Genomic DNA, 25,234 nt, shown 5'->3' on the forward strand with positions numbered 1-25,234 from the left:
TTCGCAAGAGATGCGATGGATGTCTGGTGATTTGTAGTCATAAATTTTAGTCCCCACTTGTTTTTAAGTGGGGACTAAATTAAGGCTTATAGGATGAATTCATAAGGTGTGTTCAGCGGACGCTTACTGTTAAGGACTGAATCACGTATGATTTCTTTTTCATTGCCGATCTCAGAATTTAAGCACTCGTCTGATCAATATACCGAATCGCTAAGCCTTCATCTTTAAGGCTTCCAAACAAATGAGGGTAGTGCGCTGATGTACATATTTGATTAGGTCGCCACAGTTTGAAACTGTCATTAAACACATGGCTTCATTTTGATATTGTGCTTATTTTAAAGCTGGAGGATTATTTTTGATAGTTTCAAGACATATTTCCCCATCTTGGTTTTGAATGAGTTTTAATAATCATCCATCTCTTTTGATTCTATACAAACTGTCTGCATAAGAAATTAGATCATAAACACTGCTATTCATGCGTGCTCTAATTTAGATTCCAAACAATATCTAAAAAAACATTTTGTGAGTAATTTGATAAAAATATTTTGTGGTAAGAATCACAAAAATTAAGCGCGACAACTGAAATGCCACAATAATTGGCACCGATAGACCTAATACTTTTGCCATTAAGGACATTTCAGCAATCCCCCCCGGAGACAGTCCAAGTAATAGAACTTTTTCATCCACTGAAGCCCATTGAATGAGTCCAAAAACAAATATAATTGAGAGCATCAATGCCAATAAATTAAAAAGAATCGTGAGCAATAAAAAACGTTTACTGTCTTTTAGAAAGCCAAATGGAAATTTACTGCCCAATGACCAACCGATACAGAGTTGTCCAAATGCAATCAACCAATTAGGCAAACTATGCTGAAGCATACCGATGTAAGACAGCAAACCAATAATTAAAATCGGGCCTAATATCCAAGCATTCAGCACATTGAAATGCTCAAATAATTTTGCGATACCTAAAGCCAATAAAAAAATCAAAATGGTGGAGCCCACATCAAAATACTGCACGGTCATCACTGTTGTATGCCAATCAACTTCCAAATAAAGGCTCATAAAAATGGGTAATAACACAACTAGAATCACAATTCTTAAACTATGTGCGGCCACTACTTTATCGACTTGCGCATGGTAACATTCTGCAATATTGACCATTTCACTGGCGCTACCAATTGCGGAAGAAAACCATGCAGTCGCCCAGCCCACCCTATTGAGCCGATATTGCAAAGTAGCCAGAAGCGTTCCGAGCAGTAAGGACCAGACGATCCCCAACAAGATAAATCCCCAATAAAAGGTAATCGCTTGCATGAGAGCTGGTGTGAAATATAACCCGAGCGCCATTCCAATAATGACTTGTCCAGTCTTACGCCAACAGGGATGACATACCAAAGGATGTCCAACACTGCCCAGCAGCAAGACAGCCAGTAATGGTCCCAACAGCCAAGGCAAGGGAATATGCAGATATTTAGCGATAATTGCCCCGAGCAGGGCAGTCGCCAATCCTTTGGCATTCGATGTTATTGTTTTCATAGATCCAAATAATAATGGCCAGCGAACACTGACCATTATTGAAGCTCCAATCAAGCTTTTTGTTTTTTAATGAACAAATATTTACGTACAATCGGCAAGATCAGTAATAAAGCTGACATAACCCAAAGACCAATGCTGATACCACTACTCCACAAGATACTGAGTTCACCTTGAGAAATCGATAATGCACGACGCAAATTCGATTCCATCAATTCACCCAATACGAAACCTAAGATGAGTGGTGCAAGTGGGAAATCAAACTTACGTAAGATATAACCAATGATCCCTAGACCCATGCACAGCAATAAGTCAAAGATCGTGCTATGAATCGCATACACACCAACAAAACTCACCGTTGCGATGATTGGAATCAAAATATAGCTTGGAATACTGAGTAATCTTGCAAAAAAGCCCACCAATGGCAAGTTCAATACCAATAGAATGATGTTACCCACCATCAGTGATGCAATCAGTGCCCAAACCAATGTTGGCTGTTCAGCAAACAGTTGTGGTCCTGGTGTAATGTTATACATGGTTAAGGCACCCATCATGACAGCAGTCGTACCCGAACCTGGAACTCCAAGGGTTAACATTGGCACAAAAGAACCACACGCTGCAGCATTGTTAGCGCTTTCTGGGGCTGCCAATCCACGTAGGTCGCCTTTACCAAATTTGCTACCATCTTTTGCCATTTTACGTTCAGTGGTATACGCCATTGCACTCGCAACACTCGCACCTGCACCTGGTAAAATTCCTGAAAAGAAGCCCAAGAGTGAGCCACGGATCATCGTCGCAAGAGTACTTAAGAATTCTTTGAGGTTGAATAAAGACCGTTTACCTTGTTCTAAAACCACTTTGCCTAAAGTCGTACGCTCAAGTAACAGTAAGATTTCACTAATACTAAATAAACCGATCACGACTGTAGTAAAGGCAATACCATCACTTAAACCCACGCTATCGAAGGTAAAGCGATAAACCCCAGTAATCGCATCCATACCTACAGTTGAAAGCGCTAATCCCATCAAAGCCATAATCAGGGTTTTAAACGGTTGCGTACTGACTAGCCCTGTAAGACACACAATCGCAAAGACCATTAACGCAAAGTATTCTGCAGGACCAAATGACACTGCCCAACGTGCAAGGATGGGTGCAAATAATACGATCCCAATAAATGCGATGGTACTTCCGATAAAGGAACTGATTGAGGATAAGGAGAGTGCAATACCCGCTTTACCTTGTTGTGCCAACGGATAACCATCTAAAGTGGTCATAATTGCACCTGCGTCTCCAGGTACATTCAGCAAAATTGCGGAGATACGACCACCATACTCGCAGCCTAAATATACTGCAGCCAATAATATCAATGCACTATCTACAGGTAAACCTAAGGCATAAGCAAATGGTAACAGGATAGCAACACCATTAATTGGACCTAGACCTGGTAAAAGACCGACCACCGTTCCAATAAACGCACCAATAAAGGCAATTAATAAGTTTTGGGGTTGTAGTGCAACCTCAAAACCCATCATGAGAAAATTTAATACATCCATGTGTTGTTATCCTTAACCGAAGAATCCAAGTGGTAATGGAACATCAAGTACGCGATCAAAGAGATAATAAGTATTTGTACTCAGAACTACCCCTGTGATCACTGTTGGAAGTGTTTTCCCGCCAAATAATTTACCCAGCGCAATGGTCATGAGCAGTGTTGCAATGACAAAACCAAAGAACTCAAAAATCATCGCGTAAATGGTGAGTGCGACAGCACATAGTACTAATTTACCGAGCAAATGTTTGGTCCAGCCCAGCTCTACAGGCTCAAACATAATGGCTGGACGAACGGTTAGATAAACAGCACTAAAAGTGATCAAACCCATTAAAAGGATTGGAAAGGCTTTCGGCCCAACAGGATCATAAGAAATCGGTGCTTCAAAATTGCAGGCGTAGATCAATAATCCCAATCCAAAAACTGAAATGATGGCTGTAAGAATGCGTTCAGATTTCATCATCTTCCCTCTAAACAAAAACCGAGTTAGAACCTATGACCTAACTCAGTTTGCTTGTTATTTTGATAATTTGTATTCTTCCGATAATTGACGCATTTCATCTGTTTGTTTATAGACATAGGCTTGGATTTCCTCGCCTGTCATTTCAAATGGGAGTAAATCTTGGTTTTCACGTACGGCATCGAATTTCTGATCTGCCATCATCTTGTCAAATGCCTTTTTCCACCAACCATAGGCTTCATCACTGACTTTAGGTCCCATATAGAAACCGCGGATCACAGGCCACTCCAAATCATAACCTTGCTCAATAGCCGTAGGTAGGTGTGCAAATTTCCCTTCTAGACGATCTTTCGCAAAGACTGCCAGTACACGAATCGAGCCTGCTTGTAAGTGTGAACCAACTTCACTGACGTTGCCCACACCCACCTGAATATGTTGCCCTAGTAAAGAGGTTAAAACTTCTCCGCCCCCTTCAAGTGCCACAAAACTCATATCGGCAGCATTAATACCTGCCTGTTTTGCTAGAATTGCCGTTTGCATCCAATCTTGACCGCCAACACTGCCTGCTCCACCGAAACTCAATTTCTTGGGATTTTCACGCAGTGCTTTCATCAAATCATCAAGATTTTTCAAAGGTGAATCTTTATGAACTGCCACTAAACCATAATCAACGGCAACCCCTGAGAGCCACTTCACGTCTTTTTCTGTGAAATTACCAAACTTTCCTTGGGCTAAGTTCAACAGCGACCCCGTAGAAAATGCTACAACAGCATTGTTATTTGCAGGATCGTTGTTGACGATTTTGTTATATGCCACTGCACCTACACCGCCTGGCATATAAGTCACTCGCATTGGGTCAGTCATTACCCCAGTTTCTTTAAAACCAGATTGTATTAATTTACAGGTCATATCGAATCCACCCCCCGGCTTAGCGGGTGCAATACATTCTGCACGCTTAGGCTGACCCGGTTCTTTGGAAGCATTTCCTGTACCACAGCCCACTAACACAGCGCCCGTACACGCCAATGCTAACCATTTCATTTTTTTCATAGCAAAATATCCTTATTGCTGAATTATTAATTGATACATGTCCATCTCTACCTACCACCAGCGCTGACCATATAAGTCATCTTCTGGCTTGGGGTTTTACTTCGCTTTTGATTTATGTTTAGCAATTCGCTCCTCGACTGCAAATTTCAACAAGGCCGCACTACGGTAAAAACCATGCGCAAACTTGCCAAAAGGAATGGTCAGGAAGAAAGTCATGACTGTTGCAAGATGAATAATCAAGAGCAATGCCATTGCTGAGGTATCACGGAAGGCCAAGAGCAATAAGCCCGTAACACTGATAAGTAAAAGTAAGAAGATAAAGCCACGATCCATTGGCTTTTGTTTCACATCGCCATGTAAAGGGTGACGTTTAATGTTGAGATATAACAATCCTACTGGGCCAATGATTAAGCCAATCCCACCCAACGTACCTAAAATTACGGGTAAACTGCTGTAGGCATATGGTGCTTGAAGACCAAGAAAATAGTGATAGAACGTTGCAACGCTTGTTGCTGCAAAACAGAGTAAAAAGCCATACATCGTGAAGTGATGATAAACACGACGGATTTGTGTATATCGATCATCTTCTTCATTACAACCTTTGCCATGCCCACCATCTAAATATTTGAGCGTCAGAACATTTTTAGATGCTTGTAGAATATCTGGCTGCGCCACGCCTTCAGGAATAATTTTAGAGGTTTGCTTCCAGAATTTTGCAATGCCTAAACCCAATAGCACAAACGCTAAAATAAACACTGAACCAAACAGCACTGCTAAGAAATTGTGAGGAAAAATGGCGTAGAAATCACCTTGGTAGCGACCAAATAGATCGGTGCCATTCATCCAAACACCTGCCAACATTAGTAAGAAAAATAGTACTGACATTGCAGAAACCAGTGGAATGCCTGTTTTTTGATAGATTGATCCAAATGCAGTTGGGACTGCAAATTCTTGATAAGTCTCTAATCTAACTTGTGCCATGGCTTGCGGAATATTGACGCCAAATTCATGCGGTGGCGCATATTGGCAAGCATGTAAACACGCGCCACAGTTATGACAAAGATTAGCCATATAGTGGATATCCGCCTGCGTAAACTCAAGACGTTTGGTCATGGCAGGGAAAACCGCACAAAATGTTTCACAGTAACGACAAGCATTACAAATCTGTAAGGCTTGTTTGACTTGCTCCTCGTTCTGACTCAACTGCACGACAGGAATTAAATTTTTTGCATTGGCATTCATAATCAAACTCCCAACTTCAGTGCAGCTTTGGCCGCATTTTTTCCTGCGATACGACCAAATGTCGTTCCAATCGACATTCCCACTCCTGCGGTATAACCCTGACCTAACACGTTGCCAGCCATCATTTCACCTGCAACGAATAAATTTGGGCTTGGGCAATTATTGAAACGAACGGCCGCATCATCCTCCACTTTTAAACCTAGATAAGTAAAAGTGATGCCCGGACGCAGTGCGTATGCATAAAAAGGGGGTTGATTCAGCGGAACAGCCCAATGGGTTTTTGCAGGGCTTAAATTTTCAGTATGACAATTATCAAGCACAGTATGATTAAACTCACCAACAACACAGGCTTGGTTAAACTCATTCACCGTTTTCGAGAGGGTCGCTACATCTAAATTGAGCTTTGTTGCTAACTCTTCGATGCTGTCTGCTTTAGTGCCTTCAAATACGGGTGGCATGAAGCGTCCAACTGATTTTGAATCAATAATCGAATACGCAATTTGATTCGGTTGCTTGGCAACTAAACGCCCCCAAATCGCATAGCGTTTAGGCCAGAAATCTTCACCTTCATCATAAAAACGCTCTGCATCTTTGTTGACGACAATCCCTAAAGATACACAGTCAATACGGGTACAAATTCCACCATCATATAAAGGAGCACGTGCATCGACAGCGACACAATGCGATTGAGATGGATCGCCAATGATATCGGCTCCTTGATCCATCATAAATTTAAGCAAGTTGCCTTGGTTAAAACGTGTACCACGAATAATAAAATTATCTGCTGGCCACTCACCATTTTCGTTTTGTCCCCAAGCTTCTTTGAGCCATGCGATGTTAGATTCAAAACCACCTGCAGCAAGAACACAAGCTGCTCCTTCAAAGCGTGTACCATCTTCAGCAATAGCAGCTTTGAAAGTATTATCTTCTATGTCTAAGTCAACAATTTTAGTGTTATAGCGAACCTCGACACCTAAATCTTGTGCACTTCTAAAATAGGCATTAACTAAAGCTTTTCCACCGCCCATAAAAAAAGCATTGGTACGTGCGACATGCAGTGCCCCTGACAGCGGTGGTTGAAAATTTACCCCATGCTTACGCATCCAATCTCGACAAGTTGCTGTACTTCGAATCACCAAGCGTGCCAAATGTTCATTGGTCTTACCCGCGGTGACTTTTAATAAATCCTGCCAGTACTCTTCCTCAGGATAAGCGTCCACCAAAACATCTTGTGGTGCGTCATGCATACAACGTAAATTACGAGTGTGTTGAGAGTTCCCCCCACGCCACTCTTTGGGTGCAGCTTCCAATAATAAGACAGATGCGCCTTGTTCTCTTGCTGTCAGTGCAGCACACAATGCGGCATTCCCACCGCCAATCACAATTACATCATGCATTCGATGTCTTCCCTCTCGAATTTGATGTAATTTAAGACTAAAAGTGCGAATTAACGTGATAGGCAGAATTTAAATAGGTGTTTAATAAAATTAAATAGGTTAAAAGTCTAATAACTCAGCACTTGGCCATAGTCCTTTCTGAATCAAGCTTTTAACTGTGCTTTTAATCGCCACTTTAGTTGCTAGGCTCGCGGGTGAAAGCTCTTCTTCAGCCAAACTAATTAAATAATTAATTCGATCAAGTTCTGGTTCAACCACTTTTAATAAACAAATATCCGACTTTAGATAATCAAAATGTGCACTGACAGGTTGAATGGTTGCCATGTTTAAATTGCAAACACAATTCATCAGAAGATGTAGACCATCTACTTCATAGTCAACATCTAATAATTCAACTTTTTGATCAAGAAATTTACGCAAACCATGTCTCTGACTTGGCAATACAAGTGGTAAGCGATTCACTTTTTCTAAATCAATTTTTCCTTCTAAAATACATTGTTCATAGCCATGCTCTTTTAACAAAGCACAATTGGCCATCATGAACATTTGCTCTTTCAATAAAGGTTGAACAGCCCAATTACTATCCACATCTTGGGTAAATATAATCGCAATATCTAACTGCCTTGCATTGACCAAATTGGTGAGATTACCAGATAGGCTCTCGACTAAATGAATTTTTATATCGGGATAACGCTCCGACATTAGTTGCATGAAGGGAATGCCGAGTACTGATGCAATACTGGGTGAAAATCCCACACTCACATGACCTGTCAAGCGTGACGAATGCGCCGCTTCTATTGCATATTGCGCATGACGAAGTGAAAGTTGTGCCTGTTTTAAAAACGCTAAACCTGCAGGTGTTGGGGTCACACCTGTTGAGTTACGTTGCAATAACCGTGTACACAACTCATCTTCTAACTTTGCAATTTGCTGGCTAAGTGCTGATGTGCCCACATCTAACTTCTGCGCAGCTTTACCTAAACTTCCGGACTCAACAATCGTAATAAAGTATCTAAGTTGCTTCAGTTCCATATGCCTCCCCCTACCCATACGAATATTAAATAAGCATCGTACTTTTTCGTTTTATCAGTTTTAATTAGCAATAAAAAAGCCACTTAAAATAAGTGGCTTTTTTATTGCAAGAATTTTGGTGGAGATGGCGGGAGTCGAACCCGCGTCCGCAAGCACTACACTCGAGATTACTACATGCTTAGATATCGTCTATTGTTTTAACCCTCAAAGACCCGACGAACAGGGTTAAGAGAGCGATCCTTTAAGTTTAGTACAACACCCCAAGGCTTGATGTTATACGGACTTGTGTGCGTGCGCTTCAGTCGGGATCTCTAACCACAAGTATTCAGAGATGCGGACAAGCTGCCCTTAGGCAGCTAGAGCGTAAGATTCGTCGTTTGCGACTATTTAAAATGCAAATTTTATTTACGAGAGAAAATGCGCTCTCGGCATGCATCTATGAGTTTCATCACCAGCGTCGAAGCCAGGAACATCCCCAAAGTACAACGCAATCATAGCATAAAAGTTTGAAAATACGACCTCTAATTTCACAACAATTAAACATACACATGCGCTTATTCCAATAATTGAGATAAAATCTCTTTTTTCAAGTTCAAAATTGCATATTTTATGAGTTATTTACTTGCACTAGATCAAGGGACGACGTCAAGTCGTGCGATCATTTTTGATGAACATGGAAACGTTCATGCAACAGCTCAAAGAGAAACTAAAATACGAACACCAAAGTCAGGCTGGGTAGAGCAAAATGCACAAGAGATTTGGAGTTCACAAATCGCAGTAGTGCAGCAAGCAATTGCTGATGCGCGATTACTGCCTAAAGATATCAAAGCTTTAGGCCTAACCAATCAACGCGAAACGACAGTGATTTGGGATAAAAAAACTGGTGAACCTCTAGCCCCTGCAATTATTTGGCAAGATCGCAGAGCAAGTGATTGGTGTAATTCCCTCATTCACCAAGACTTACAAACCAAGATAAATTACACCACAGGACTCCGCATTGATCCTTATTTCAGTGCTGGAAAATTAGTGTGGTTACTTGAAAATATTGTTGGTTTAAGAGCTCATGCGGAACAAGGCGAAGTGGCTTTTGGCACCATTGATAGCTGGTTAGTTTGGAATCTCACTCAAGGTGCTGAACACGTAATTGAGGTCTCTAATGCTTCAAGAACCATGTTAATGAATTTGCATACCCAGCAATGGGACGACGAGTTACTCGCACTATTTAACATCCCAAAAGCAATATTACCCAAAATCGTGGCTTCTGATTGCCATATTGCCAATACAGCAAAAGGTCTCTTAGGTGCAGAAATTCCAATTACAGGGATTCTAGGTGATCAACAATCAGCGTTATTTGGTCAATCATGTTTTGACGTAGGCTCAGCTAAAAACACCTATGGTACTGGCTGCTTTATGTTATTCAATACAGGTGATCAAATTCAACTGAGTCAAAATCAACTCCTCTCCACTTTAGCTTGGCAATGCAAAGAACACACCTCGTATGCGCTTGAAGGTAGTGTTTTTATGGCTGGTGCAATTGTGCAATGGTTACGTGATGGGCTTGGAATTATTCAAAGTAGCCAAGAAGTTGAACAATTGGCGTGTCAAGTTAATAGTACCGATGGTGTCGTACTTGTTCCTGCCTTTACAGGCTTAGGAGCACCTCATTGGGATACGGATGCCCGCGCATTATTATGTGGTATGTCTAGAGGGACAAATAAAGCACATATTGCGCGAGCAGCTCTCGAAGCAATCGCATTTCAAGTCGTTGACGTATTAAATGCCATGCAATCTGATATTCAAAATCCTTTAAAAGAATTACGTGTAGATGGTGGTGCGAGTCAAAATGATATGTTGATGCAGTTTCAAGCCGACTTACTGAATGTTCCTGTGTTAAGACCGCAACTTTTGGAGTCAACGGCTTGGGGAGCTGCGGCAATGGCGGGTTTAACTGCAGGTGTATTTAAAAATCCGTCTGATATTGCAGCATCATGGAAATTGGAAAGAGCTTTTGAGCCAACAATGTCTGAAGATCAACGTCAATTCCATTTACATCAATGGAATAGTGCTTTAAAACGTTCAAGATCAGATATTTAGTATAAAAAACCGCCTACAAGGGCGGTTTTTTTATAAGAGATACATAGATTTTTCAATATGCGTATGAAGCAATACCTGTTGCAATTGCTTTACCTTCATCATTCACCATATTCATACGCATCGTACAACCTTTGCGACCCATGCGTAGCACTTCAGCAGTGGCAATAAAATACTTTCCGCGCCCTGGTGATAAATAATCCACTCGCATATCTACTGTTGCTAAACGTGAAACTTTCTTTAAAGTTTCAGGCAACATATCAGGTTCTGCACGCTTGTAAAGCTCCCCCATTGCAACAATCCCGCCAATACTATCGAGTAATGTTGCTGCTACACCACCATGCAAAATTTGGAAAGAAATATTACCAATGAGATTAGGTTTCATCTCAATATAACCTTGGATTTCACCTTCTACGACACGCATTTGCATTTCGTTGTAAGCGAAATAAGGAGAGGTATTAAATACTTGAGTGAGTTGATTTAATACCACTTCAAGATCAGGTTTAGCACCTAAATGGAGGTTACCCATCCATTTTTTTTGGGAATCGTTCATACAAAACTCAAATTAACATCATGAGAAAAAACCATCAGCATTTTCCCAAAAACCGCCTTAAGGGGGCTACAATTAGACCCAAGTAAAATACCAAACATCGAGATTGTGATGACTTATACGTTTAATCGCCCTGCTTTTCCTGCAACACGCATGCGCCGTATTCGAAAAAATGACAAACTCAGAGCGATGGTGAGAGAAACACATCTTTCTGCTGAACATCTCATTTATCCAGTATTTGTTCTACCAGGTCAAAATCAAACCCAAGAAATACCTAGTATGCCAAATATTCACCGTCTTTCAGCTGATTTGTTGTTAAACAAAGCTGAAAAACTTTTAGAATTAGGTGTATCTAAATTAGCTTTATTCCCAGTTACCCCACAAGAAGACAAAAGTTTAACTGCTGAAGCAGCATGGAGAGATGATGGTTTAGTTCAAAGCACTGTCCGTCTTCTAAAAAAAGAATTACCAGAAATGGTACTCATCACTGATGGCGCTTTAGACCCTTATACAACACATGGTCAGGATGGCATCATCGATGAAACAGGTTATGTACTGAATGATGAAACTGTTGAGTGTCTGATTAAACAAGGTTTAAGCCATGCAGAAGCAGGAGCCGATGTTTTCGCACCGAGTGATATGATGGATGGTCGTATTGCTGCGATTCGTCAAGCATTTGAAGCAAATGGTCATATTTATACCAATATCATGGCTTATTCTGCCAAATATGCATCAAGCTTCTATGGTCCTTTCCGTGATGCAGTGGGTTCAGCGTCTAATTTAAAAGGTGGTAATAAGTATAACTACCAAATGGATGTAGGAAACCGAGCTGAAGCTCTTCACGAAATTGCACTAGATATTCAAGAAGGTGCAGACATGGTAATCGTAAAACCAGGGATGCCATATCTAGATATTGTACGTGAAGTTAAAGACACATTTGGCATTCCAACATTTGTTTATCAAGTGAGTGGTGAATATGCCATGTTGGCAGCAGCAATCCAAAACGGCTGGCTTTCTGAAAGTGTGATTTTAGAATCATTGATGAGCTGTCGTCGTGCTGGTGCAGATGGAATTTGGACCTATTTTGCTGAAGATGCTGCAAAAATGCTTAAAGATCTGTAATACACTATTGAATCAAAAGCGCTTTTCCATAAAGCGCTTTTTTTCTACTAAAATCATCATCATTGTATTCGAGACCCAACTTTTAACTCACTCATTTAACATCTTACATCTCATCGATCTCTTTACATCATTGAGATTATTTGCACGATTAGAGCTTGAATATGGTCTAATACACCCCGTCATTTTGAAGGTGGATAAAAATGCACGTTGCCATCATTGGATGTGGAATTAGCGGCTTACTAACAGCGCTTGAATTACTCGAACAAGGTTGTGAAATTACCCTCATTGATCAAAAACAAGCAGCTAAAGCTGCATCTTGGGCAGGTGGTGGTATTTTGTCACCTATGTATCCTTGGCGTTATCCCAAAGCAGTCAATCAATTGGCACAACATGGTAAATCGTTATATCAATCTTGGAATCAAAAAATTCAACCATTGAGTGGCATTGATTTCGAAATTCACGATTCAGGCATGTTAATTTTTGATGAAGATGATTTTGAGATTGGACTCAGTTATAAAGCGCAGTATAACGAGCCGATGCAGCATTGCGATTTACTCGACGAGACTCAATTAAGAAATCTGAATCCACGAGTTTCTAATACTTTCAAGCAGGCTTTGCATTTTCCACAATTATCTAATGTTCGTAATCCTCGTCTTTTAAAGTCTATTCTGACTTATCTTAAATCACATTCAAAAGTAAAGATTATCGAGCATAAGTGGGTAGAAAAATTACTGATTCAAAATCAGCAAGTTCAATCCATTGTTCTGCATGATCAACATCAAATTAAAGCTGATCAGTATGTTATCGCTACTGGAGCTTGGTCGGCACATTGGGCATCACAACTCGATTTCAATATCCCTGTTCAACCTGTTCAGGGGCAGATGATCCTATTCAAAACCCCTGAAAACTGGCTACCCACGATGTGTATGTACAAGGTCATGTATATGATTCCACGTCGAGATGGCCATATCGTCTGTGGTTCCAGTATGGCGGAATTAGGTTTTGAACATCGCCCAAATTTGAAAACACAACAATCCATTTACCAAGCATGCATTCAACTCATACCTGAACTTAAAAATTTCCCGATTGTGCAACAATGGGCAGGCTTGAGACCTAGCTCACCTGATGGAATTCCATATATTGGTTTAATGCCTGAAATGAAAAACTTATGGGCGAATTTTGGTCATTTTAGAAATGGTTTATGCATGGGGCCAGCTGCAGCGCAGTTACTACGACAACTCATGCTGAATCAGACCACCCTCGTTGATCCTAGACCCTATGACCCATCTTTGAGGTTTCAAGTTTAATGTGATGGAAGTAGTTGCTCCAACGCCATTTTGAGTTCTGGATACTGAAATGTATAACCTGCTTGAATAAGTGCTTCTGGTATAACGTATTGTCCATTTAAAACCAATTGAGACTGCTCACCCAACATGATTTTAAACAATGAATCAGGCAGACTTAAAAGCGGTTTCTTGTTTAAAATTTTTGCTGCGGTGCGAACAAAATACACCTGATTCGTTTGTTCAGGAGCAACGAAATTAAAAACTTCGTTTGGAGTGTCATTCAACATCAGAAATTCAATCGCCTGAATCACATCCTGAATATGAATCCATGCTAAGGGCTGCTGACCTGAACCAATTTTACCTACCAGATTAAATCGAATCGGTAAGAGTAATTGTTGTAAAATTCCTCCGCCATGCCCAAACACCACGCCTAAACGAATGACCTTAATATCAAACTGATTTTTGTGTTGGAGAGCCGACCTCTCCCACTCTTGGCAAAGTTCGGACATAAAGATCGGTTGAGATGATCCCTGCTCATTGTTTTTTTCTAACCATCCTTGATCAGGATCAATACCATAATATCCTACAGCAGAACCAGAAATAATTCGCTTGGGATGTTGCTGATGGGTCAGCAGATAATGTAATAATGCATCGGTCGTATTCACTCGGCTGTCGATGAGTTTTTGTTTTCGCCTTTGCGTCCAGCGACCATCACCAATACTTTCACCCGCTAAGTTAATAACATAGTCAATTTGAGCGTGTTGGATATCATCGAAAGATTGAACCCATGTCAAACGTGGATGCTTCATTTTTGGATTGGACTGTCGGCTTAAACCAATCACTTGATAATCTTGATCTAGCAAATATGCAACCAAATAAGATCCAATAAAACCTGTTGCACCAGTAACCAAAACGCAAGGATGATACATAGAAATACTCTTATGATCTGATCCCTCTATCATGGTGAAAGATGCCTTTGAGCTCAATTCATGATTACTTATTTACCACCAATTTATTCGCCATGCGCTTCGCTTGTGGACCATAAAACCAAAAGGTAATTAAATATAATGGGATCGCCAGCATCAAAATCATAATTGCACTGAGACTTAAGAAACTGGAATTTTGGACATAGAGTAAAAAGTTCTGCCAAATTTCAGGGTCTTTTCTCGAGAAAAATAAAATACTTAAAAAAACACCAAGAAAGTTATAGCACCAAAAAATCAATGTAAAGCCTAATGTGAATTTTTTACGTTCTTGATCCGAAGGTGCACGTTGTTGTTGATAAATAAATTTATATAAAACAACAATCATCGCTATTAAATATGGAAGTGCAGTGACTATTCCTGCAATTGCCGAAGGCAATAACGCTGCCAATATACCTGCAACCAGCGTTAATCCTAAGCAAAGTAAAAAGAACCATAAAAAATATTTTCTTAAAGAAACCATAACTCTCAGACGCAATAAATTCCTGTCACAAAGCATAACCGAAAATAAATCAAATATTTTTAATTTTCTTGTCAACCGAATCACAACCTTATGCGTTATATAAGGTACAAGGTCAGTAGCAACCGCGTAGTCATTGCACCGGCATCCGCAATGATACACGGTGACCTTATACCCCAATGAGACCTATAAATCATGCTTCTTGCAGAAAAATTTAGTTTAGCAGCCTAAATTTGAATGACTGAAGTATTTTGGCCGACGATTTCACATCACTCGAATCGTCGGCTTTATTTTTGAACTTAATAAATTTTCTAAATATACTTTTATCCATAAAGATGAGATAACAATCAGAATAAATCCTAGTCGCAATGTATAAAGAAAAAATTAAACATAAAATTAGTCTAAAAAAACGTCTAAATTTTAAATCAGACTTTTGGGATGTATTGAATTATCCATTCACTCGCTTTCTTATCAGTATCGTATTAGTTTGCTATTGCTTTGTTTTTATTAAAGCATTTATTAATCATCAATTTCACATACCGCTTACAATCATCAGTTTACTCTGTGGTGTTTTTTATCAAAGTTATCAAATCATTAGAAACAAAGAAAAAATCTTAATTTATTCAATTTTAAGTCTATTTCTGAGTGCACTTTCATTTATTTCTATACAGAGTTCTAGCTCGAATCCATTAATAATTTGGGTCTATTTCTATCTTGGTGCTTACTTAATGATTTTTTCTGTAGAGCATCATCAGAGTTTAACCACACCTTTTGGTGAAGGGCTTAGTTTTTTATTCGCACTTGGAATTTGCTATTGGTTTTTCGAAAAACAGATGCTTGGTGTTGATACAGTATTATCGACATTCATCACAATAATCTTGTTAATATTTTTACTCTATTCGATTGTACATGCCTTTTTTGAAATTAAGCATCATCATTTAAGCCGTTTTCTACTGAGTTTCTTTACTTGTTGTTCAATTTTAATTTTGTCTATTGATCAAATTATAGAACTTTATTCACAGGGCGATATTACATCTGAGCATCGTTGGGTTGAGCGTTTAATTTTATTATTTCGATATTTTTTACTCGGTTTATCGTCTTTATATCTTTTTCAAAACTTAATGCTGCTTCTCAGCTATTTTCCCAATAAATACACGCGTTCTTATTTTTCAGATGTCAAACAAAATACGCTGATCCATATCAAACGTTTTTCAGAAGATCAAATTTCTAAAACAGAAGCTTGGTTTGCACTCATTTTTACGGTTTCAGTCTATTCTTTAAATTATATCTATCAAATAATTCCCATCAATATGAGTATTTGGCTAAGCATTCTATTGGTACCCTTAGTCATCCAGTCTTTTTTTCATCATAAAATAGATCAATCGTTAACAGTAGCTAAACTGCATGCATCCTCTTCTCATAAGCAAATCTCGATCAACTCGAGAATCAAAAATAGAAACAAGAGAAAAAGACGAAAAAAGAGTAATTCGAATAAAAAATAGCGATTAAAAGCTGTCTTATAGAGATGTTAAAAATTTCGATGTTTTAAAGTCCGATATTGGATAAGATGACAATTGAGATGTTTTGGGGTTCAGTAATGGCGGTTCGTTTTTTTCACACTTCAGATTGGCATTTGGGACAATTCTTTCACAATCATGATCGCGATTATGAACACACGCAATTTTTAACGTGGTTACTCGAACAAATCAAACAAAAACAACCGCATGCCCTTCTGATCGCTGGTGATATTTTTGATGTCATTAACCCAGCTTCTTCCGCTCAAAAACAGTTATATCAATTTTTAACAGATGCACATGCAATCGCACCGCACATGCAAACACTGATGATTGCGGGTAATCATGATTCAGGCTATCGCGTTGAACAAGTTGAGCCTTTATTAGAAAAATATAATGCCAAAGCTGTGGGGGTCATTGCTTGGAATGAAGATAAAACCCTCAATATTGAGCGTTTATTACAGCCGATTTATAACGAAGACAAAAACATTGTTGCTTGGTGCTTGACCTTACCCTTTTTACGTTCAGCAGAAATTACTGGATTCAATGACCAAACGACCAATAGTCAAAATGCGATTGCCTATTTGCATCAAAAACTTATTGCCGAAGCCAAATCACGAAAACAACCTGACCAAGCCCTTATTTTAATGTCACATGCACATCTGCAAGGTGGAGAAACGTCTGATTCTGAACGTCCCATCATCATTGGCAATGAAGAAGCGCTTTCAACGTCTTTATATGATGATGTGATCGATTACGTGGCTTTAGGTCATTTACATAAACCACAAAAAGTAGGACAACCCCATATTCGTTATAGTGGCTCACCTATTCCATTATCTTTTAGTGAAATTCGCTACAAACATCAAGTGGTTGAAGTTGAAATCAACCCAAATTCTAGCGATGAAAATCGTTTTAAATTTCAAGCTTTAGAAATACCACGTAGTGTACAACTTCATAAAATATCAGGTGAATTACAACATGTGTTTGAACAATTAAAAGCATTGCCATCTGGTGAAATTGAAGCCATTAATCAACGTGAATATGTCGATATTGAATATCATACTCAAACGCCACCCCAGCCTAATTTACGCCAACAATTTGAAGATGCTTTACCCCCTCATCGTTATCGTTTAGTCCGCATTTCACGTAAATATTTAAATCAACAAGGTGATCATGATCCTCAAAATAAAATCAGCCTAGAACCACCTACTCCTGAAAAGCTCTTTCAACAAATATGGGAGAAACAAGGGTATCACTCAGATGATGCCGTGTTTAAAGATTTTTTAAGCTTGGTCGATGAAGCTCAAAAATCACTTGAAGATGACCTCAGCGCTTAAGGATATGCCATGAAAATTTTATCGATTCATATGAAAAACTTGGCATCTTTAGCGGGTGAACATTTAATTGATTTTGAAAGTGAGCCTTTAGCCAGTGCGGGCTTAGTGGCAATCGTTGGCAGAACAGGTGCAGGGAAATCTACCATTTTAGATGCCATGTGTTTGGCACTGTTTAATCGTGTTCCCCGCTTAAAAGATAGCGATGGCAAATTGATTGATGTTGATGGCTCAGAGCTTTTAACCAACTCACCTCAAACGATTTTAAGACGTGGTACGGGTCATGGATTTGCAGAACTTAAATTTATCGCACAAGATCAAAAAGTATATTTAGCACGTTGGGAGATTAAACGTGCCCGTGAAAATCCAAATGGTAAATTACAAAGTGTTCAACGCTCGTTAAAAAGCTTAACCGATGGCAACGTTGTCGCTGATAAAACCAAAGCAGTTGACGACAGTATTAAAAGAATTACACAACTGAGCTTTGAACAATTTACTCGTGCAGTTTTACTGGCACAGTCAGAAGTTACCGCTTTCTTAAAAGCACGAGATAATGAGCGTGGTGAACTTTTAGAATATTTAACAAACTCAAGTATTTTTGGAAAAATTGGTCAATTGGCATATGAAAAAACCAAGCAATTTTCTATCCAACGAAAGACCTTAGAAGAACGTTTAGGAGATATAGATATATTATCTCCACAGGAACTTGCTGAGACACAACTTTGTTTACATCAAACCGAAAATGAATTTGCTCAATTTGAGTCTGAAAAACAACACCTTTTAAAACAACAGCAATGGTTTGAACAAAAGCAAAAACTCGAAGCAGATGTACAAACACGTCAACAATATTTACAAGTCCAACAACAAAAATTAGAAGCTCTAGCTGCACAGAAACATCAACTCCAACAGCTAGAAACATTTGCAACAATTCGACCAGACGTCAATCATCAAAACGCGTTAACTGTTGAACTTTCACAGTTGCAACCTCAGCTTGACCGCGCTGAACAACAATTCACGGCGATTGAACAGCAATTTAATGCAGAAAAAATCACCTTTGAAAAAATCGATAATGAACTTCAACAACAACAAAAATTTGAAATTGAACATCAAGTACAGATCGATGTGGTACGCAGCCGCATTGCAGATCGACGCGTTTTAGGTCAGCAACTGATACAAAGCAAAGAAGAACTGAAAACACTTCAGGCTCAACAACAGCCTTTACTAAATGATGCACAACACGCGAAACATGAAGTTGAACAACTCAAGCAAAACATTACCCAGTGTACAGATCAACTAAATGAGTCAGCACAATTTACGGCTTTAGATGATGGACTCTCTGCTCATCTCAATCAATTACAACGCTTTATTCAAAGCTACACACAGTTTGAACAGCATTATGGCGATGTACATACAGCCCATGAACAAGTCACACTGAAACAACAACAGCTTGAGCAACTCACTCAACAGTATGGACAAGATGAAGCTTTAAATCAGAATATCTCATCGTTGCGTCAAAACCGTGAACAACTTCTGCATCAGCTGAATCAGCTCAATATTTTAGAAACACAATGGCGTAGTTTCCAAAGTATCTATTCGGAAAATATCCAATTAAGTACCGTACAAAACAGCTTAAAACAGCACATTGAAGACAGCCAAGCTCAATTAAAAAGCGCTGAACAAGCATACCAAACGCAGAAAAATTTACGTGAACAATTGCAACTCTTGTTGCAACAACAACGTCTATTACATACTGAGAACATAGAAAATTTAAGAGCAAATTTAATTGAAGGTGAAGCCTGTTTAGTTTGTGGAAGTACACACCACCCTTATGTTGAAAATAAAGAGTCTCTTTCGAAGGAGTTAATCAAACTTCAAGAGCAGCAAGAACGACAAGAACTTGAAAAAGAACAGCAGGCTTTCAGTACTTGGCAGCATGTGCAAAATACACATACTCAACATGTCGCGGCTTTAGAAGCAAATCGTAAACAGCTTGAAAATGTGACAACACAACGTCAACACGCTCAGGCTCAACTTGAACAGCAATTTAATCATTTAAATATCGCAGTCGACTTTTCAATTGATCATGCACAATTAACTCAAGCCATCACTTCTCGAATTGCCGATACTCAGCAAACACAAAAGCAAATTGAAGATTCGCTCAATACATTGGAACAGACACAGAAAACACGCCATGAACTTATACAATTTATTCAACAACGCTCACAGCATTTATCCTTAGTACAACAAGCTGAAGGCAATATTCAGGATATTGTGAGTCTACTTAACCCACAGCAACAACAAGATTGGGCTCAAAACACATTGAACTGCGCTCAAGCCATACTTGTGAAGCTTCAACATCGTCTGAACACGCTCAAACAGTTCAATGACTTGAACAATGTATTGAATAAAAAAGCGCAGTATTTAGAGCAGATCACTCAGTCACTTCAATTTAGTCAGGAAAAAATTAAAACAACAGAAACACGAATCGAAAAATTAGTAAGTGATGGTCAACAAAACAGCGAAATAGCGATTCAAGCAATTTATGAAATGACACATCGTCATGTGGAAAAACCACATGAATGGTTAGCGACATTTGAACAGAATCGTCAAAATTTAAATACTCAATTTAACGAAACTCGCCAGCGTTTTAATGAGATACGTCAAGTCTTCGACACCACCCAAATATCATTCAACCAATTAAAAACTCAATACCATCAACTTGAATCACAGATCGTGACTTTAAAAAGCAAAATTCAAGATTGGCTTAGTCAACACACTGACTTCGACGAAGCCCAACTTCAACAACTTTCACAGATTTCCCATCAGCAAGAACAGCATATCAAGCTCACTTTGCAAACGGCTGAACAACTTGTTGCCGATGCAAAATCAGCAACTAAAACCGTGCAAGAGCAACTCGAACAGCATTTAGTTCATTTGCCTGAAATTGAATTTGAAACACTTAAAGAACACTTATCGACCCTTAGCCATCAAATAGAAAAAATCACTGAACAACGTGATGACGTGAAGCTAAAACTCGAAGTTCATCAACGCAATCAGGCGAAGCAACAGCAATTTGCAGAGCAAATCCAAAAAATCCAGACAGAGGAACATCGTTGGAATAAAATATCGAGCTTAATGGGAGATGCGACTGGTAAAAAATTCCGTGATTATGCTCAGCAGTATAATTTGGATATTTTGATTGAATACGCCAATCAGCAACTGAGTATGCTCTCGCAACGTTATACCTTAAAACGCTTGGAAAACTCACTCAGCCTTGCCATTGTCGATCATGATATGGATGGAGAAACACGATCCGTTTCCTCACTTTCTGGCGGAGAATCCTTCTTAACAGCCCTGGCTTTATCTTTAGCCATTGCCAATATGGCTTCAGGCTCAATGAAAATTGAGTCACTGTTTATTGATGAAGGTTTTGGTACTTTAGATGCATCCTCATTGCATATGGTAATGAATGCCTTAGACCAATTACAAAGCCAAGGTCGCAAAGTGGTGCTGATTTCGCACATTCAAGAAATGCACGAGCGAATTCCTGTACAAATTCAAGTCAAGCCTTTAGGCTCTGGCGCAAGTACCATCAACATTGTCGGTTAATGGTTAATGATTAAAAATTAAAGCCGTCAAATGACGGCTTTAATCTAAGCTAGTTTTCTTAAAGTTAAAATTTGCTCAGCTCGTCCAAAAGGTCCGTTCAGATCATGAAGAATAGATGAAGTTAACCCGATACCGTCATCACCATATTGTTGTACTGTTTCCAGACCTAGCCACTTACCTATTGGCATACGATAGAGATGTATCTGTAAATCTAAATTTGGAAAAGTATAGTTAAACGGCCAACCTTGTCGTGTCACAATTCCATTCGCTGTATCGACCATTCCCATCAACTTCACAAAGTCTGAATGTGTTTGTCCTTCAACCATGTCATAAGGATTGGTTAACCATACAACGCCCTTTCCTGCACGTCGATCTAGACGGCGTGCCTCAAGTGATTGAATATAGCCTCCAGGCCAATTTCTAATTTCTTCCCATAAGATCCCCTCGTCAGGATCAGCAACTTTTTGATCTTCTAATCCTGCGACTGCCTGAGTATCACTCATCATCATTCGCCAAGTACGTGCCTGAATGCAGCTTTTACCATGTGCAGACATGGTCGACTCGATCAACTCAATGGTTTTTCCAGGTCGAATAATTCGAGTTTCAATTTGAAACTCCCCAGCGGGTATCAGGCCCAAAATATCCAAACTTATACGTCCAATCCTTAGGTCAGACCGAGCGGAAAAGTGATCCAACTCTGCACAAATAATCCCTGTTGCGGGCGCCATATGCTGTTCGTGCGCATTCCATGCACCTTGAGCATGTATAGTCGACTTATACTTAGCCAGTACTGATCCATCATCACACAATTTTCGTTCTAAAAGCTGATAATACGAACTCATCCAATTCTTCCCTGTTTTATGATTATGTGAAATATATTGGTTTATTTTTATACATAAAAAGTTGTATTTACAATAACAGTCACTGAACCCGAAAGTTCAGTGCAGACTGAATCCAATCATTTTGAGTAATCTCGCGCCCCAAATAAGGCCGTCCCTATGCGAACCATAGTCGATCCAGCGCTAATCGCATCTTGTAAATCACCCGACATTCCCATACTCAAGGTATCCCAATCAGAAGGATGTGCATGATGCTCTTTCATCTGATCAAAAAGTGTCTTGGCATCATAGAGTGCATCTACATTGCCAGGCGCTGGAATGACCATTAATCCTCGTAATCGAAGTCGAGGTAATATGCTCATTTGAGCAACCAGATCTTTGACCTCTGAAACTGCACAACCATCTTTGCTTTCTTGAGCATCAATATTCACTTGAAGACAAATATTGATAGGCTCCTGTTCGATTGTGCGTTGATTAGAGAGTCGCTCTGCGATAATAAAGCGATCAACCCCATGCACCCATGCAAATTGTTCAGCCAACTGTTTGGTTTTATTGCGTTGTACATGACCAATAAAATGCCATTCGATATCTAAATCATTCAGCGCTTTGATTTTATCTAATGCTTCTTGCAGGTAATTCTCACCAAATGCTCGTTGACCAGTCTGATACATTTCTCTCAAAATATCCGCTGGATGCGTTTTGGAAACAGCAAGGAGTTTAACGTCGTTAGATTGTCGTTGAGCAACTTCACAGGCTTGTTCAATTTGTTGAATGACACTATTTCTCGCTTGCTCTAGACTCATCATGTATAGCTATCTCAGTTAATTTATCTTTTTTTACTTTCTTGCACGCTAACTGTTGGTTAAGCTGTAGGAAAGCCTTATTATTCTATCAAAATAATTACGATTTTAATGCGTTCGGGGAATTTATGGATATTACAGAATTACTGGCATTTTCAGTGAAAAACGGGGCGTCTGACTTGCACCTTTCTGCAGGAATGCCACCGATGATTCGTGTTGATGGTGAAGTTCGTCGTATTAACTTACCAGCCTTAGAACACAAAGAAGTACATCGCTTAATCTACGACATCATGAATGATAAACAACGTCGCGATTATGAAGAAAAATTAGAAACCGATTTCTCATTTGAAGTACCCGGTGTAGCACGCTTCCGTGTCAACGCATTCAACCAAAATCGTGGTGCTGGCGCGGTATTCCGTACCATTCCTTCTCAAGTGATTTCTATGGAAGACTTGGGCATGGGGCAAATCTTTAAAGACATTTGTGCCTATCCACGAGGAATTGTTTTGGTCACAGGACCAACCGGTTCAGGTAAATCGACTACGCTTGCGGCGATGATGGATTACATTAACGACAACCGTTATGACCATATTTTAACCGTCGAAGACCCGATTGAATTTGTGCACCAATCCAAAAAGTGTTTGATTAACCAGCGAGAAGTGCATCGTGACACACATGGTTTTAATGAAGCGCTACGCTCTGCACTGCGTGAAGATCCAGATATTATTCTCGTCGGTGAAATGCGTGACCTCGAAACCATTCGACTTGCACTCACTGCTGCGGAAACTGGTCACTTGGTGTTTGGAACACTGCATACCACATCTGCCGCAAAAACAATTGACCGTATTATCGACGTGTTTCCTGCCGATGAGAAAGACATGGTTCGTGCCATGCTTTCTGAATCGCTTCAAGCCGTCATCTCTCAAACACTTTTGAAGAAAACAGGTGGCGGTCGGGTAGCTGCTCACGAAATTATGATTGGAATTCCAGCGATTCGAAATCTCATCCGTGAGAACAAAGTTGCACAAATGTATTCTGCAATACAAACCGGTGCAAATTATGGCATGACCACTCTCGATCAAAGTCTCAAAAATCTTGTCGCGAAAGGCATTATTACCCCGCAAGTTGCACGTACTGCGGCTAAACAACCAGAATCATTTTTATAAAAAAGTGAACGTCATTTGATTTAGGGGAATCAAAATGGATTTTAATGACCTGCTCGACATGATGATTGCGCGCAAGGCTTCAGATTTATTTATCAGTGCAGATATTGAACCATCAATGAAAATTAATGGTGAAATTGTGCCTGTAGTTAAAACAAAACTCACTGGTGAAATCATAGGTCAATTGATTCACTCGATTATGAGTGAAAGACAACGAATCGAATTTGCTGCAACACACGAATGTAATTTTGCTATTGCCAATCGCGATAAAACTGCACGTTTTCGTGTGAGTGCTTTTCAGCAACGTGATCAACCTGGCATGGTCTTACGTCGGATTGAAACTGTCATTCCAAGTATTGAAGAGCTGAAACTACCGCCCGTACTTAAAGATCTGGCAATGACTAAGCGCGGGATAATCTTATTTGTAGGTGCTACTGGTACAGGTAAATCAACTTCGCTTGCAGCAATGATCGGTCATCGTAATCAAAATTCTAAAGGTCATATCATTACCATTGAAGACCCAATCGAATTTATTCATCAACATCAGGGCTGTATTATTACTCAACGTGAAGTTGGCATTGATACAGACTCCTTTGAAATTGCACTGAAAAACACACTCCGTCAAGCACCTGATGTTATTCTTATTGGTGAGATCCGCTCTCGTGAAACCATGAACTATGCGATTAGTTTTGCTGAAACAGGTCATTTAGTATTTGCGACCTTACATGCCAATAATGCCAACCAAGCCTTAGATCGTATTATTCATTTCTTTGAGACGGATCGTCACAGCCAACTGTTTATGGACCTCTCACTGAATTTGAAGGCGATCATTGCACAACAGTTAATTGCGACTCCTGATAAAAAATCACGTCATCCTGCAATTGAAATCTTAATCAATTCTCCACTGATTTCAGACTTAGTGCGTAAAGGAGAAGTTCATGAAATTAAGGAAGTCATGAAGCGTTCCCGTGAAATTGGAATGCAGACGTTTGATCAAGCCCTATTTGACTTATATAAAGCTGAGAAAATTACTTATGACGAAGCATTACGTCATGCTGACTCTGCCAACGATTTACGCTTACAAATCAAACTCTCTGAAGAAGATCCAAACTATCTGTTGAATTCTGGCCCCCGCCTCACTTTTGATGGTCAAGATGATTAATCAATAGTGAATAAAAAAGGAGCTATCATTGCTCCTTTTTTACTTTAATCAAGAT

The 25,234-nt window shown here is 39.5% G+C and carries 20 protein-coding genes and 1 other RNA gene; 8 read left to right on the forward strand and 13 right to left on the reverse strand.

Going from position 1 to position 25,234, the window contains the following annotated elements; genetic code table 11:
* Positions 1 to 507: 507 nt before the first annotated feature.
* The 8 genes from FTV17_RS13240 to ssrA form a co-directional block, all read right to left on the reverse strand.
* Positions 508 to 1,539, reverse strand: a complete 1,032-nt coding sequence (locus tag FTV17_RS13240; protein ID WP_180000287.1) for an AbrB family transcriptional regulator — start codon at positions 1,537 to 1,539, stop codon at positions 508 to 510.
* Positions 1,540 to 1,589: 50 nt separating this feature from the next.
* Positions 1,590 to 3,089 (reverse strand): tripartite tricarboxylate transporter permease, encoded by a 1,500-nt coding sequence (locus FTV17_RS13245; protein ID WP_180000208.1) that lies wholly within the window; start codon positions 3,087 to 3,089, stop codon positions 1,590 to 1,592.
* 12 nt (positions 3,090 to 3,101) lie between these two features.
* Positions 3,102 to 3,548: a tripartite tricarboxylate transporter TctB family protein gene (locus FTV17_RS13250; protein ID WP_180000210.1), complete on the reverse strand. Its 447-nt coding sequence runs from the start codon at positions 3,546 to 3,548 to the stop codon at positions 3,102 to 3,104.
* A gap of 54 nt (positions 3,549 to 3,602) precedes the next feature.
* A complete protein-coding gene (locus FTV17_RS13255; RefSeq protein ID WP_180000212.1) occupies positions 3,603 to 4,595 on the reverse strand; it encodes a tripartite tricarboxylate transporter substrate binding protein in 993 nt (330 codons plus the stop codon).
* 96 nt (positions 4,596 to 4,691) lie between these two features.
* A complete protein-coding gene (tcuB, locus tag FTV17_RS13260; RefSeq protein WP_180000214.1) occupies positions 4,692 to 5,837 on the reverse strand; it encodes a tricarballylate utilization 4Fe-4S protein TcuB in 1,146 nt (381 codons plus the stop codon).
* Between the two features lie 2 nt (positions 5,838 to 5,839).
* Positions 5,840 to 7,234 (reverse strand): FAD-dependent tricarballylate dehydrogenase TcuA, encoded by a 1,395-nt coding sequence (gene tcuA, locus FTV17_RS13265; RefSeq protein WP_180000216.1) that lies wholly within the window; start codon positions 7,232 to 7,234, stop codon positions 5,840 to 5,842.
* A 99-nt stretch (positions 7,235 to 7,333) separates the two neighbouring features.
* Positions 7,334 to 8,266: a LysR family transcriptional regulator gene (locus FTV17_RS13270; RefSeq protein WP_180000230.1), complete on the reverse strand. Its 933-nt coding sequence runs from the start codon at positions 8,264 to 8,266 to the stop codon at positions 7,334 to 7,336.
* Between the two features lie 116 nt (positions 8,267 to 8,382).
* Positions 8,383 to 8,743: a transfer-messenger RNA gene (ssrA, locus tag FTV17_RS13275) on the reverse strand.
* Positions 8,744 to 8,875: 132 nt separating this feature from the next.
* Here ssrA and glpK point away from each other — a divergent pair.
* Complete coding sequence (gene glpK / locus FTV17_RS13280; RefSeq protein ID WP_180000232.1) at positions 8,876 to 10,360, forward strand: glycerol kinase GlpK; 1,485 nt, start codon at positions 8,876 to 8,878, stop codon at positions 10,358 to 10,360.
* 52 nt (positions 10,361 to 10,412) lie between these two features.
* On the opposite strand, the gene FTV17_RS13285 is transcribed toward glpK, so the two are convergent.
* Positions 10,413 to 10,910 carry a thioesterase family protein gene (locus FTV17_RS13285; protein ID WP_035266285.1) on the reverse strand — a complete coding sequence of 166 codons (498 nt, stop codon included), beginning with the start codon at positions 10,908 to 10,910 and terminating at the stop codon, positions 10,413 to 10,415.
* A 108-nt stretch (positions 10,911 to 11,018) separates the two neighbouring features.
* Between FTV17_RS13285 and hemB the strand changes: the two genes are divergently transcribed.
* Entirely contained in the window at positions 11,019 to 12,029 is a 1,011-nt protein-coding gene (gene hemB / locus FTV17_RS13290) for a porphobilinogen synthase (protein ID WP_180000234.1), read from the forward strand.
* Between the two features lie 200 nt (positions 12,030 to 12,229).
* Positions 12,230 to 13,336 (forward strand): glycine oxidase ThiO, encoded by a 1,107-nt coding sequence (gene thiO, locus FTV17_RS13295; protein WP_180000236.1) that lies wholly within the window; start codon positions 12,230 to 12,232, stop codon positions 13,334 to 13,336.
* Here the strand turns inward: thiO and FTV17_RS13300 are convergent.
* Both FTV17_RS13300 and FTV17_RS13305 read right to left on the reverse strand, forming a co-directional pair.
* Positions 13,333 to 14,244: a TIGR01777 family oxidoreductase gene (locus FTV17_RS13300; protein WP_180000238.1), complete on the reverse strand. Its 912-nt coding sequence runs from the start codon at positions 14,242 to 14,244 to the stop codon at positions 13,333 to 13,335. The two genes, thiO and FTV17_RS13300, sit on opposite strands and share 4 nt — an antisense overlap.
* A 64-nt stretch (positions 14,245 to 14,308) precedes the next feature.
* Positions 14,309 to 14,761: an ABZJ_00895 family protein gene (locus FTV17_RS13305; RefSeq protein ID WP_180000289.1), complete on the reverse strand. Its 453-nt coding sequence runs from the start codon at positions 14,759 to 14,761 to the stop codon at positions 14,309 to 14,311.
* A gap of 365 nt (positions 14,762 to 15,126) precedes the next feature.
* On the opposite strand from FTV17_RS13305, the gene FTV17_RS13310 reads away from it, so the two are divergent.
* From FTV17_RS13310 to FTV17_RS13320, 3 genes are all read left to right on the forward strand, one after another.
* On the forward strand, positions 15,127 to 16,260 hold the full coding sequence (locus tag FTV17_RS13310; protein ID WP_180000240.1) for a hypothetical protein: 1,134 nt from the start codon (positions 15,127 to 15,129) through the stop codon (positions 16,258 to 16,260).
* Positions 16,261 to 16,355: 95 nt separating this feature from the next.
* Positions 16,356 to 17,609, forward strand: coding sequence for an exonuclease SbcCD subunit D (locus FTV17_RS13315; protein WP_180000242.1), 1,254 nt, complete (start codon positions 16,356 to 16,358; stop codon positions 17,607 to 17,609).
* 9 nt (positions 17,610 to 17,618) lie between these two features.
* Positions 17,619 to 21,215 carry an AAA family ATPase gene (locus FTV17_RS13320; RefSeq protein ID WP_180000244.1) on the forward strand — a complete coding sequence of 1,199 codons (3,597 nt, stop codon included), beginning with the start codon at positions 17,619 to 17,621 and terminating at the stop codon, positions 21,213 to 21,215.
* Positions 21,216 to 21,259: 44 nt separating this feature from the next.
* Here FTV17_RS13320 and FTV17_RS13325 read toward each other — a convergent pair whose 3' ends face one another.
* Positions 21,260 to 22,057 carry a thioesterase family protein gene (locus FTV17_RS13325; RefSeq protein ID WP_180000246.1) on the reverse strand — a complete coding sequence of 266 codons (798 nt, stop codon included), beginning with the start codon at positions 22,055 to 22,057 and terminating at the stop codon, positions 21,260 to 21,262.
* Positions 22,058 to 22,173: 116 nt separating this feature from the next.
* The gene (locus FTV17_RS13330) at positions 22,174 to 22,860 is read right to left on the reverse strand and encodes a YggS family pyridoxal phosphate-dependent enzyme (protein WP_180000248.1); all 687 of its coding nucleotides are present in this window, start codon (positions 22,858 to 22,860) and stop codon (positions 22,174 to 22,176) included.
* A gap of 122 nt (positions 22,861 to 22,982) precedes the next feature.
* Between FTV17_RS13330 and FTV17_RS13335 the strand changes: the two genes are divergently transcribed.
* Both FTV17_RS13335 and FTV17_RS13340 read left to right on the forward strand, forming a co-directional pair.
* A complete protein-coding gene (locus tag FTV17_RS13335) occupies positions 22,983 to 24,020 on the forward strand; it encodes a type IV pilus twitching motility protein PilT (RefSeq protein ID WP_092768204.1) in 1,038 nt (345 codons plus the stop codon).
* A 34-nt stretch (positions 24,021 to 24,054) separates the two neighbouring features.
* Positions 24,055 to 25,179 carry a PilT/PilU family type 4a pilus ATPase gene (locus tag FTV17_RS13340; RefSeq protein WP_180000250.1) on the forward strand — a complete coding sequence of 375 codons (1,125 nt, stop codon included), beginning with the start codon at positions 24,055 to 24,057 and terminating at the stop codon, positions 25,177 to 25,179.
* Positions 25,180 to 25,234: the final 55 nt, after the last annotated feature.

Source organism: Acinetobacter sp. YH12239, assembly GCF_013417635.1.
GTDB lineage: Bacteria > Pseudomonadota > Gammaproteobacteria > Pseudomonadales > Moraxellaceae > Acinetobacter.